Genomic DNA, 12,334 nt, shown 5'->3' with positions numbered 1-12,334 from the left:
TAACTTGATTATAAAATTCGCCATTCATTTTCATTGGCGAATCTTATTAAAGCAGCATTCAGATCAATTTTACAAGCCCGGATACTTGGCATCGGATTAACTAGCACCACGCACAAAAGGAGACTTAGTCGAAAAACTAAGGCTCCTTTTGTATGTTCTGAAATGAAATTATTTTCCAGGAATTAAAGCCACATAGATAATCGGATAACCAATTTCCAAGTTTCGGGTATCATTCGGCGTTACCGTTGCAACACCAATGTGCCAACCCTTGAACTGGGTGTAGGTCACCGGAACTGAGCGTGAATAGTCGTCTTCCTTGGAAGGAATTGGTGCCCCTTTGCTCATGGCGATTCTTGAGAAGTAGTCCTTGAGTGTTAGCTTGCCTGCCTTATAGGCACTAGTCAGAGTGTTGCCATCAACAGAACCATCCATCGAACTAATCAGGTGGATTTGTTGCGCTTCCTTAGGTGAGAAGCCATTGCTTTCGACGCAGGACTCCCAATTTTCTTGGTAGGTTTCTCCGTCATCATTGGCGACTACAAAGTCCTGGACCAATCTCGTCAACCGCTTGTCGGTCTTAACACCCGGGAAAAATTTAGTGATTTTCTGGGACTGAGCAGCTTCCGTTTTGACGTAAGCTGGTGTGACCTTAGGCGCGACCGGTTTCGGAACCGGCTTCAGGTATCCGCGCCAAATCCAGCCCTGCATCTTACCGTTACCATTACGCACATGGTAGTAGATGGCGTAGTTATGGCGATTCTTCTGGTAAAACTTCTCGTGAGCATCGGTAAACCAAGTCGTGGCACTGACCGAGGCATTTCGCTCATAACGAACCGTTAAGTGTCTAGAATAGCGGTACCCCCGATTGGCAGTAAATTGGTGCTGTCCCATCGGTTTCCGCCAAATCAAACGAACCGAGTTACCGCGTCTGGCCGAGTATTGATTCGCCGACGCGGTCGTGGTCGTAGCCAGCCATAAGCCTAACCCCAGACTTAAAGCCAACGTCCCCTGAATAAATCTTTTCATATGTAGCTTCCTCCTAACTATGAGGTAAGCTTAGCACTTTGCCAGTGGGCTTACCAGTTACGACTAGCACATAAATAGAAACCAGATTGCTGTTCTCACAACACCATTGGGGCCCGCTAAACCACCTACAATGGCTTGATATTCTCTAATGAGGGGATAGGTGAAAGTGGTCACATTCGTTATCAAGAATAGATGACAGTTTATATTGCAAAAAGCCATCCCCTTCTAGAGATGACTTTATCTTCTTAGTTTGTCGTACTTAATTTGAGTAGGTTACCAAGGTACGATACCATCAATATCTGAAAACGTGCCAGAATCAGTTAACGCATCCGAAGTGGCCAATTCCACAGTCTGCGCCACGCCTACTTTCACGATCCGATTACCGCCCCCACCACCAAAACTGGTGTCTACCCAACCAGGATTGACAGTGAACATATTGACCGCTGACTTAGAAGCCTGATACCCAGATGCTTGTAGCTTGCGAATGCTGGTACTGGCATCACTGGCCAGAGTCAATGACCCCACTGCACTGGAGATATTGATAATCCAGCCAGCCGGTGCTTCCCTCAAAAGTGGCAAGAAGACCTGCGTAACGTCGATCAAGCCGAAATAATTCACGTTAAAATCTTGCCGAATTGCATCTAGTGACAGTTCCGACGGCTTAGTCTCATGATCAACGGCAATACCAGCATTATTGATGAGAATATCTAAACCAGCTGTGATACTTGCTTTCGCGGCAACAATCGACTCATGCTCGGTCACGTCTAGCTGTACCGCCTGCGCTTGAACACCAGCAGCCTCGAGCCGGGCTACAGCAGCCTGTCCACGAGCTAAATTCCTAGAACCAATATAGATATACTGGCCTTTCAAACCAAGTTCTAGGGCTAATTCATAACCCATCCCGCGATCAGCACCAGTAATTAATGTCTTGATAGTCATATCCATAGCTTCCTTTTCTGTTATGATGAATCTACTATATCAACCTAACGTAACGGGAGGTCAAGCCAAATTGGACAAAAATCAATTGATGCGGATCGGTGCGTTTGCGAAAGCCGCTAATGTCACGATTCGAACAGTCAGATATTACTTAGAGTGTGGCTTATTACCACCAGAAAAGCGCAATGAAAATAATCAACGGATCTTTAATGATGAAGACCTACACTGGATAACTAACTTACATTATTTGCGAGAAGCTGGCATGTCGATTGTTGAATTGCAGCACTACACTACCTTAGTCCGTGAAGGCGATAGCAGCCTACCACAACGAATTGAATTAATGCGCGAACAGCGTAAGCGCGTCATCGCGTCGATTGCTGATAAGCAGGAACAACTGAAAGTGATTGATCATAAGCTGGAGCGGTATTTAGCTGGAGACAGTGCGGTGATGTGAGCGACATACGCAAACAGGCCTCGACGATTTCGAGGCCTATTTGTTTGCCGTATTGTGATGCTTATGGTGTGGACGTAACTACCCACCTAGTGATTAATCCCAAGAATAACCGCATCACTTGTGATACGGCGACCCATCATTAATCATAAATGCCCGGTAAGCCTGCCCAATTAATACTAGCCGAGTCTCGCTGCCACCGTCACCCAAACACAAGCGGCGGCTTCAGCCGCTAACCAAGTTGCGAGTACCGTTCAAGAGACATTTAACACTGCATCAAGCACGGCTAGTGTTGCCGCCACAGTAAAAAGAGGCGCTTCAGGACACCCAACTCGCCAGTGACATAGTTGCCATACATGCCTTTACCCAGGTCACTGATGAAACCCATTACGAAACTACGACTACCGATGCCACATCCCAAAAGGCTACTGAGAGCACCGCTACTCAAAACACGACTAAGCCTACTAAGCAAACCAAGTCAGATAGCACCAGCCCAACGACAAAATGAACCACCCAACTATTCTTGGGCGACTCCTTGTTGTAAACCTAATGGTGCTCTGCCAATTCAAACTGATTAACCTTCTAATAAAACTTAGGTATCAATCCCAGATCGTCTGCCCGAATCATTTGTTCACCCGCACGAGACCATAAGGTAAGTTCCTGATTCAAACTTTGGCGATTGAATTCCACTGCGGCCTCTGCGTCCTGTCCATCCTCAGCCTGATTTGCTCCCCGACTCCAAGTACAGCTTGGCACCTGAACACCTTGGATTTCATCAAATGTTAGGACGCGCTTTAAGGCAATCACGTGCTCCCAATCTTCGCCGAAATCATACGTATATAAAATCTCATTATTCTGCAAATCCGGATAGACATAGGCCTGACTGGCTAGAATTTGCTCCCCGCCGATACCCATATCATCTACATAACCCACGTATTCTCGGTCTGGTTGATGCTTTACTCGAAAACTGTACAAATGTGAATTGGTCCAGCCAAAGGCCAATTGTAGCAACACATGTAGCTGGTCATAACGAATTGTCACGGGAACGATTAACTTTCGTGAGACAGCCGGTTTAATATCCTTCAGTTTGATTGAAATTTCTAGTGCAGCAATTTCAGCCATGTAGGCACGTCTCCTAATCTTTATTTACTCTTGGTACTAACAAAATCCAGCTGGATTAATTCACCGATTGCGTCCGATTGCGTCCGATTGCGTCCGATTTCAAAAGGCAATCCAGCAAGATTGCTAATGGTGCTTCTACACGGCCCGATATGCAGTACTAACAGAGGCACCCAAAACTTCGACCTCTCCCGCAGCAATCAGGGACTTCAACCCACTAAAAACTTTGCTACGTGACAATCCAGAAGCTTTTTCAATTTCTTTCCGTTTCATAGCTCTATTCTCACTCTGCAAAACTTTAAGAATTAGTTTCTCTCCATCATTCAGATCAAGCGTCACAGCATTATTTTTCTTTTTAATATCTAGGACATAATTACGATTTGGAAAAATAACCTTAAATGAATTTTCTCGGACCTCAAACACTGGTTTTGCATCAGAATCATCATAGGCCTTATATATTCGCCTAATACCCGTTCCGTAATTTTCAATATATTGCATTTTATCTAAAATATGAATTAAGCGGGGATTGCGTGCAGCTGTCAAACCATCCTTAATTTCATCAAGTGTCAGTCCATCTGGTATTCCACCTGGAGAGACTACTTCTAAACGGTCATCAAACATTTCTACCTTTACGCTCGAGTGGAGCAAATAGTCCCGATGGACCAGTGCATTAACCACCGCTTCTCGAATTGCCACAGTTGGATAGTCACGCCGTTCCGAGCGTTGACCTTTCCCAGTAATCATAACCTGCCGTCGATTAGCAAGGTCCAAATAATTAAGGACATCATCAATTTGCTTCGTAATCGCTCCACTGAATTCACGCTTATCTTTAAAGGACATCACATCAGTACCTTCATAGCTTGCCGCCTTCACAGAGAAGGGATTCTGATCGCTAACTAACAATGCTGCATTGTTGTAATGATTGTCATTAATCAATTTTAAAGCGTTTTTATTGAAGTTTAGATTTAGATCCTCAAACACATAGTGAGCGACCTTAAAAGTTAATGATTGCTCATTTGATATTTCTGAATCAAATTCACCGCTCACCTGATATCGTTGTTGCATTCTCCGTACCATCTCATTGGATGCTTTGACAGCAGAGCTTCCTTGGCGAACGTACACACCACTTGCGTCAAAACCATTAGACGCAAGTGCATATGGTTTGTTCCGACCTGCACGTACTTTCACAGTAAACACAGTTGCGTTAGGAAACACTTGGATTAAACTGTACGGAACTGGATAAAATGCACTGATTGCCCAGTTTGTAATGGTCTCCTCCCACGTCTTCCGTTCCTGATCACTTACATGCTGTGACTCATGTGTTTTATCATCAACCCCAATATAAATTGTCCCACCGCGTCTACTATTGAGGAAACTTACAATTTCGCGTTTTAGATGCTTTGTTAATGTAACCTTATATTCAATGTTCTCATCTTCATTTTCAAGCAACCGGTATCCCTCCCCCGTCAGAAACTCTGCTTAATTATAGCATTGTCACCCAGAGAATGCTGTCAAGCCACACGTTGATTCAGTAACTGATCAAATCGTCATGTCACCATCTCTTCAAGAAACATATACTTGCTAGCAAGATCCAAGTTTCAGACTTCTAAGAGCTGTTCATCGATGTACTTATATAACCCCATCTCATTAGGGCGAAAAAGTCATAATGCCTTAGCATGGCCAACACCTTCATCGGATCATCCTTAAAGTGCTTCACAAAGAAAGCAAGGAAAGTCACGCCTTGTAAGAACTTACAAGGACGATGACAAACCTTGCGTTTCTTGTGATACCAATTGGTCAGCAAGCTCTGCCACGTAGACTTCACAGAACTTCAATGTTTCCACGTTCTTTCAAAGTTAGGTGATGACCCTTGGGGCAATTCATGGTAAGCTGTTCTTGCATCAAGACGAAGACCTCTTTCATTGTTAGTTGTAGGAACTCCAATAATACCTGAGATCCGCGTCTTGGTGCATTTATTTTGCCCAAAATTCTAAGCAGCTAACTTGATTATAGAATTCGCCAAGATCTTTCGCCTCTCTTTTAATTTGCTTAAACATCTTTTACTCCAATTTCCCAATTCTTTATTTTTTGTTCAAAGTCATGCCATTTCTCTTCAGGTACCATTGCCTTTACATGCATTTTATCCTTTTCATACAACATCCAAACCATTACCCGAGCAGCATTCTGAATTTCTGCCGCTGATATCCCTGACACAAAATCCCAGGTGTATGATATGCCATGTGACAAAGAATTTATTACATCTAACATTCCGACTATAATTTCTTCATCTTTACTTGGTATAGAATAACACTCCATAATCTTCCTTAGACTATTATTCGTAACATTACTAATATTATAATTAGAGCGAGCATGCGTTTCTAATATAAATCGGCACTGATTACCATACCTCAAGTATTGATGTGTTTCCGGCAATCTTTTTTTATTAATTGAACAGAATTCTATAATTTCAAAAAAGGTAGTTCGATAATCGTCACTATAATTACTCATTTGTTCCTCTGGTACAAGCTCCATAATACTTTCAGAAAGAGAATTTTTCATAATTTGGTAACGTTCCAGTTGCTGCTTCCCTATACGGAATGCAAAGTTATGAAAGTCATATATAGAGTGTGTAAAGATTGCCACTTCTATCTTCTGCTGACTATAAACATGTAATACTTGATGCAATAATTTATTAATCAAGTTTGTCATAAAGTACCGATTGTTGGAATCAATACTCGTTATTGGATCATCTAAAACAATTTCTCTTACATCTGAGTTAAATTCCCACGATGCTCTTTTTTGCCCTTTAGCTCTATCGTAATTTGTGAATAGACTAAGATAGAATTTAACAAATGCTATTAACCTTAACTCTCCCTCACTTAAAGATTTGACACCAATTGGTCGCTCCATACTATCTGTAAGTACGACATCAAAAGAATCAGCATTATTAATTGAAAACTGCAAACAAAAACCCATCCCTAACGATTTCAACATTTGATTCATTAGTTCCTTAAAACCCTCTAGGTTGTTTGAAGAATTATTCAACCTCACTAAATATTTATTAGTAAGAGAGCTAGATTTTTCATCATTACTTTTGTCATTTTCTAGCTTTCTCAAATCTTTAATTGCACTAGTGATTTCTGTATTTGTTACAATTGCCTGACCAATCGCCTGTTTTGTGATGCCTTCAACTTTTTCCGTTTCTAATATTAAATGCTTTTCCTTTTCTTTCAAATGTCTCTCCCTATCAGAGATAGCTGCATTTAAATTTTCAATTCTTAGAAAAAATTTTTCATCTATTTCAATCGGCAAATCAGTATGCTTTAGTTTGGTAGTAAGAACACCTAACATTTCATCAATATTATTTTCAGCTTCTTGCTGCAATTCTTTTGAAATTAGGTCTCCAAATTTAGCTATTTTATCTTTCTCACTTATAATTTGGTTTTTTAATCTTCCTATTGCTTTTGTTAAAGAAACATACTCTGAACTAATGCGTTCATGAACTGACTCTTTAACATCTGAAACAACGAAATCACTACCACAAAATAGACACTTTACGTTCTCTTCAGATTCTTCATCATCTGAATCAATATTATGTAATTGTAATCCCTGCTCAAGCCATCCGGCTACGGCTGCTTCAACACTTGTTCCTGGTTTCAAAACAACATTCTTCATAGCTGAAATAAAACCTTCTCTTCTGTTAATCAAAAAATCTTGAAGAACTTCATTTAAACCACTTAGTTCTTCTCTTGTAAGAACTAAGTCTGCATTTAATTCATTGATAGACATATACTCCGGAGAACTATCTACGCTTTGAGATATTTCACTCTTCCATAATTTAAAAGCGTTTTCTGGATTTCGAGTAGCATTTGCCTTTTGGTGTATTTTGGCTGTACCAAAACTTTCTTTTTTATCATTAATAATTGCCATCATCAATGCATTTATATTCTTTTTTATACTGTCTATGCGGACATTATCACTATCAATTGCTTTTTCTAGGTTACTGCCAACAGTCTTTGCCTGTTGTATAGAGTCTGTTCTGTCTATATGTTCAGCTCCAACAACTAGGTTAGTACCATCAATTGTTGCTTTACTCCTAACATTGCGCTCAACAAAATTAGTGTCAAAAACATACATACCTTCCTTATAATTTTCCTGGAGGTATGCAGATACCGCAGATTTTCCAGAACCATTTCGACCGAAAAAAACACTAATTGGTTTTAAGTCTTTACCTTCATTTAATGTAAAATTATTAAATGCTTTTTCAGACATATTCACTATCTTCATTACACTTGATCTCCCTATCAAAATTTTCTTAATTCTCATTTATGTCAATAAAAGTTCTTCATAGCATTCATGCTTCTGTCAATTCCAAGGAAATCCGCGTCACTTATGATACGGAGACCCCTCATTAATCATAAACGCCCGGTAAACCTGCTCCGTCAGCACCAACCGCATCAACTGGTGGGGCAGAGTGAAGCGACCGAACGAGATTTGCGTGTTCGCGCGCTTCAGGACGGCTGGCGTCAGTCCCAGTGAGCCACCAATGACGAAGGTGATGTCTGAGTGGCCGTAGGTGGTCAAGTCCTTGATCTCCTTGGCAAACTCTTCCGACGAGCGTTCCTTGCCCAGGATGGCCAATGCGTAGACGTATTCGCGGTCCTTTATCTTACTCAGGATTCGCTCGCCCTCCGCCGCCATCACCTGGTCCATTTCTGCCTGCGACATGCTTTCTGGGGCCTTTTCATCCGGCACCTCGACGATACTGAATTTGCAGAAACGGGAGAGCCGTTTGGCATACTCCGCGATTCCCTGTTTGAAGTACTTTTCCTTTAGTTTACCCACGACGACGAATTTGATGTTCATAATTATCCTCCTATACACAGGTTGTCCACAAAGTTATCCACAGGTGTACAACCTGTCTTCCTAGATGTTGGGGTAAATTGCGTCCCACCTACGACATCTATTTTTTGCTAAAATGTCAATCCTTATTTAGTTATCCACCGTTTTTATGCAAAACAGACGTTCGGCGTTCCCGCTTACAATCCCTGACACATCAACGCTTATCGACTGTTTTGAACGGATAAAATTTTTCTTTCCACAGTTATTTCCAATGCCTGTGGATAACTTTTGCACCGCTATCAATGCCGTTCTAGTCCTGTTCATAACTTTTCCACCGGTTGGGGGTCCGAGTTGTCCCCCAAGTTATCCACAGATATAATTACCGTTATTTTTGCGGCTGAATTACGTTGGGGAGTTCACGTTAGTTCGTTCGGCCAGCCAACCGGCGGGTACGTTTTCATCCCACCTCAACCGACCCTAAACTTCGGCTTTTCATTGAATAGTTTATCATACGCAAAAAGCGGCCGCTGGAAAAATCCAACGACCGCTTTCATTTTGGCTAACTTTCTGAGTTTTCCGTGGTACTCGTGGTGTTCTTTAATTGTGAACTACTCTCGGTCAACTTGACCTTCGTCGTCTGCTTCTTACCATTATGGTAGTAAGTCATCGAGACGGTATCGTTCAGCTTATACGTGTAGAGAATGTCCCGCAGCGTCGACTGGTCAGAAATCTTGTGACCACCCAACTCCGTGATGACATCGTACTTGGCCAGGCCGGCCTTCTTCGCTGGTGAACCAGACGAAGCACTCATGACCACAACCCCCGCGTCCACACTAGATGGCAGCTTCAGGACCGACTTCTGTTGCGAACTGGAAACGTTGGCTAAGTCGACGTAGGTAATCCCTAACGCTGGCCGCACAACCTTGCCCTTCTTCACCAGCTGATTGATGATGTTGACCACTTCGTTTGATGGAATGGCAAAGCCCATCCCCTCAACACTCGTACCTTCAGCGTCACTGGCAATCTTCGATGAGGTAATCCCCACAACTTGCCCACCAACGTTGATCAACGCTCCACCAGAGTTCCCGGGGTTAATCGCGGCATCCGTTTGGATAACCGTAGCATTCCCGGTCTGAGTTCCAGCAGAGTTCGTGGTCTCAATCGTCCGCTTCTTAGCGGAAATGATTCCTTCCGTCAGCGAGGTCGCGTACTGGCTACCCAGTGGTGACCCGATCGCCAAGGCGGTCTCGCCGACCTTGATCTTATCGGAGTTTCCGAACGAAGCGACCGTCTTCAAGTCGGCACCATTAACCTTCAGCACAGCCAAGTCAGTCACGGAATCTTTCCCAACTAACTTTGCCTGCAACTGCTTACCCGAACTGGTCACGACCCGTAACGCTGATGAGCCGGAGACCACGTGGTTGTTGGTCACGATGTAAGCCGTACTGCCATCCTTCTTATAAACGACCCCGGAACCTTCCGAAGCCTCTTCCAATTCGGATTTCGACTTGCTGGAGCCAGAGGATGAACTGTCCCCGAACAACTGCCCCAGCGTGTTGCTACTACTATTTTGCTTCTGCAAGTTGACCACGGAGACCATGGCCCCCTTGACTTGGTTAAAGGCCTTGGTCGATTGGCTCGATACATTGACCGTCACGTTTGAAGTCTTCGTGTTACCAGTGGAATTACTTCCACTAGGAACAGCCGTATCATTAATACCACTATTATTAATATAAGAAATACCACCGTAAGCCACACCACCGCCAAGTAGTCCGGCGATGGCCGCCGTTACGGCTACCTTAGTTAAAGTGATTCCGCCCCGCCGCTTCCGTGGTTGGGGTTCCGGCGTGGGTGTTGGTGTTGCCTGGTTATTATCATTAGTCTGATTGTTTTGATTATTATTGTTATCCATAGCATTGCGCAAAACGCGCGCTAACCCTCCTCTTTCGTCGGCCGGGACGTTTAGGCTCCCAACCGCATTTTTGATAACTCTTATATTAGCTGGATTGTGTGAATTTTTTTTGATAAATCGTTGCCGAAGTCCTAAAGTTTACGTTTTCTTTATAAAGCGACCAGCGGCGTAGCTTCCTCTGGGTTGGTATCGATCAACTGGAAGTCGTGACCCACACCAAAGTCTCTGTTCTCCATCATGGAGGCCACGGTCAGGTGACACAACGACTGCATGTTATTATGCAGGCTCCGGTGCCCCAGGTAGATCTTCTTAGTCCGGTTACCCAGCACGTCCATCAGGGCATCAGCGCCCTCTTCATTGGACAAGTGCCCCTTGTCACCAAGGATCCGTTGCTTCAGTGGCCACGAGTACTCACCCATCCGCAACATCTCCACATCGTGATTACACTCCAGCAAATAGGCGTCGGCATCGGCGATCACGCCTTCCACGTGCTCCGACACATAGCCGGTATCCGTCAAGATCACGAAGGTCTTGCCGTGGTAGTGAATCGCGTAGAATTGAGGTTCCGCAGCATCATGAGACACTGAGAAACTCTCCACGTCAATATCGCCAAACGTTTGGACGGTGTCCGGGGCAAATAAGTTCTTCTGGGCCAGATCGACCTTGCCGATCTTCGAGCTCATGGCGTCCCAGGTTCCTTGGTTAGCGTACACATCGAGTTGCTTGTAGCGCCGGGCCAAGATGCCCACGGCCTGCCGGTGATCCGAGTGTTCGTGAGTAACCAGGAGGGCGTTCACGTCCTTCATGTCCCGGTCGATATTACCCATTAACTTTTCAATCTTCTTGCCACTCAACCCGGCATCAATCATGATGCGTTCATTGGGGCTCTCCACGTAGCACACGTTTCCCGTACTGCCGCTGGATAACACGCTGATGCGTAGGTCATCCGCTGTTGCTGTTTCCGTCCGCAAATCCATTCGACCTCTCCTTAAAATTCAATACCGTAATAATACCGCATTTCGACGGCCTTGTAACTATTATTCACTTTCTTTTACCGTCAGCCAGTCGTCATTGCCGGATCCCAATTGGACAGTCACCCCTGCGCCAACCAGTCGCTAACTGCTGAACCCGTCCGCGTTTAGTCCGAAACCCCGCAAGCAATTAAAAAAGCGGCCGTAGCCGCCCTTTCTATTCGCTGGTTGTAGCGGTGCCGCTGACGGTCTTGACGTTGCTGTCCGACGTCAGGATTGCCCCCGTAAAGGCATTGACGTGTTTCAGCTGCAAGACGCCCGCGTTACTCCCGCTATTGGTCTTGACCGCGATGACCCAAGTTGGAATGTAGACGCTACTGTTCTTCAAATTAAAGTAGCGGGTATAGGCTAACTTAGTCCACACGATCTTGGTGTTATTGGCAATTTGGTTGTATTGGTACAGCCAAATCAGAGCCTTGCGTTCAGAAATCGTATCCGTCTTTTCACGCAGCGTCTTCACATCCGTCAAGTACCCCTGTGTGTATCCGGTCACGGTGCCATCGTTGGTCAGGCTAAACCGAATCTCACCGTATTTCGAATAAATCTGTCCGTCCGTTACGCGTTGCGTGTAAACGACCGTGTTACGGCTGGACAATTGCTTGTTATATTTATACTCGCCGCCGTTCAAAATCAACGTGGCGTTGTTGACGACCGTATCCAAGGCCTTATCCGGATGATCGACATCCACTCCGGAAATCGCGGTCTTGAACGTCGAGGTGAAGGTGCCATCCGTTTGGTAACGCACCGTCTGATCCGACAGCTCCGTTAACTCACTCTTCACGCTATCATTATTACTCGTGGAGACGTAGTAACCCTCACCACTCTGCTTGGACGGCGAACTGAACTTGATGTCGTCCGTTCGCATTTCCTTGATGATCGTCGTATCACTATCCGCCGAACGACTGGAGGTGGCATCCGTCTGGCCAGTCGTATCGTGTTGAAACGCTGCGAACAGGAATATATCAATTGCAATGAACGCGACTAAAAATAGCCACTCGATGCGCCGAAAATCCATGC

General features: G+C 44.4%; 10 protein-coding genes. 1 reads left to right on the top strand and 9 read right to left on the bottom strand.

All coding sequences use genetic code 11. The annotated features are described in order from the left end of the window. Positions 1-168: 168 nt before the first annotated feature. On the bottom strand, positions 169-1,026 hold the full coding sequence (locus FD07_RS09355) for a hypothetical protein (RefSeq protein WP_020090084.1): 858 nt from the start codon (positions 1,024-1,026) through the stop codon (positions 169-171). A 273-nt stretch (positions 1,027-1,299) separates the two neighbouring features. Further along, positions 1,300-1,965: an SDR family NAD(P)-dependent oxidoreductase gene (locus FD07_RS09350; RefSeq protein ID WP_020090083.1), complete on the bottom strand. Its 666-nt coding sequence runs from the start codon at positions 1,963-1,965 to the stop codon at positions 1,300-1,302. Between the two features lie 70 nt (positions 1,966-2,035). Here FD07_RS09350 and FD07_RS09345 point away from each other — a divergent pair, with 70 nt between their 5' ends. Then, positions 2,036-2,416 (top strand): MerR family transcriptional regulator, encoded by a 381-nt coding sequence (locus tag FD07_RS09345; protein WP_020090082.1) that lies wholly within the window; start codon positions 2,036-2,038, stop codon positions 2,414-2,416. A gap of 579 nt (positions 2,417-2,995) precedes the next feature. Here the strand turns inward: FD07_RS09345 and FD07_RS09340 are convergent. The 7 genes from FD07_RS09340 to FD07_RS09310 all read right to left on the bottom strand — a co-directional run bounded on the left by FD07_RS09340 (position 2,996) and on the right by FD07_RS09310 (position 12,332). Next, a complete protein-coding gene (locus tag FD07_RS09340; protein WP_020090081.1) occupies positions 2,996-3,535 on the bottom strand; it encodes a plasmid pRiA4b ORF-3 family protein in 540 nt (179 codons plus the stop codon). A gap of 135 nt (positions 3,536-3,670) precedes the next feature. Continuing rightward, on the bottom strand, positions 3,671-4,981 hold the full coding sequence (locus tag FD07_RS09335) for an ATP-binding protein (protein ID WP_020090080.1): 1,311 nt from the start codon (positions 4,979-4,981) through the stop codon (positions 3,671-3,673). Between the two features lie 600 nt (positions 4,982-5,581). Further along, positions 5,582-7,804 (bottom strand): AAA family ATPase, encoded by a 2,223-nt coding sequence (locus FD07_RS09330; RefSeq protein ID WP_162254225.1) that lies wholly within the window; start codon positions 7,802-7,804, stop codon positions 5,582-5,584. 114 nt (positions 7,805-7,918) lie between these two features. Next, the gene (rlmH, locus tag FD07_RS09325; RefSeq protein ID WP_020090078.1) at positions 7,919-8,398 is read right to left on the bottom strand and encodes a 23S rRNA (pseudouridine(1915)-N(3))-methyltransferase RlmH; all 480 of its coding nucleotides are present in this window, start codon (positions 8,396-8,398) and stop codon (positions 7,919-7,921) included. A 535-nt stretch (positions 8,399-8,933) separates the two neighbouring features. Beyond that, positions 8,934-10,286, bottom strand: a complete 1,353-nt coding sequence (locus FD07_RS09320) for a S1C family serine protease (RefSeq protein ID WP_020090077.1) — start codon at positions 10,284-10,286, stop codon at positions 8,934-8,936. 149 nt (positions 10,287-10,435) lie between these two features. Next, the gene (locus tag FD07_RS09315) at positions 10,436-11,263 is read right to left on the bottom strand and encodes an MBL fold metallo-hydrolase (RefSeq protein WP_020090076.1); all 828 of its coding nucleotides are present in this window, start codon (positions 11,261-11,263) and stop codon (positions 10,436-10,438) included. 211 nt (positions 11,264-11,474) lie between these two features. Then, positions 11,475-12,332 (bottom strand): two-component system regulatory protein YycI, encoded by an 858-nt coding sequence (locus FD07_RS09310; RefSeq protein ID WP_020090075.1) that lies wholly within the window; start codon positions 12,330-12,332, stop codon positions 11,475-11,477. Between the last annotated feature and the right edge of the window lie 2 nt (positions 12,333-12,334).

This window comes from Levilactobacillus parabrevis ATCC 53295 (assembly GCF_001434055.1).
In the GTDB taxonomy this organism is placed as follows: domain Bacteria; phylum Bacillota; class Bacilli; order Lactobacillales; family Lactobacillaceae; genus Levilactobacillus; species Levilactobacillus parabrevis.
Note: the sequence above shows the minus strand (reverse complement) of the source record. Positions and strands in the feature narration are given on the sequence as shown.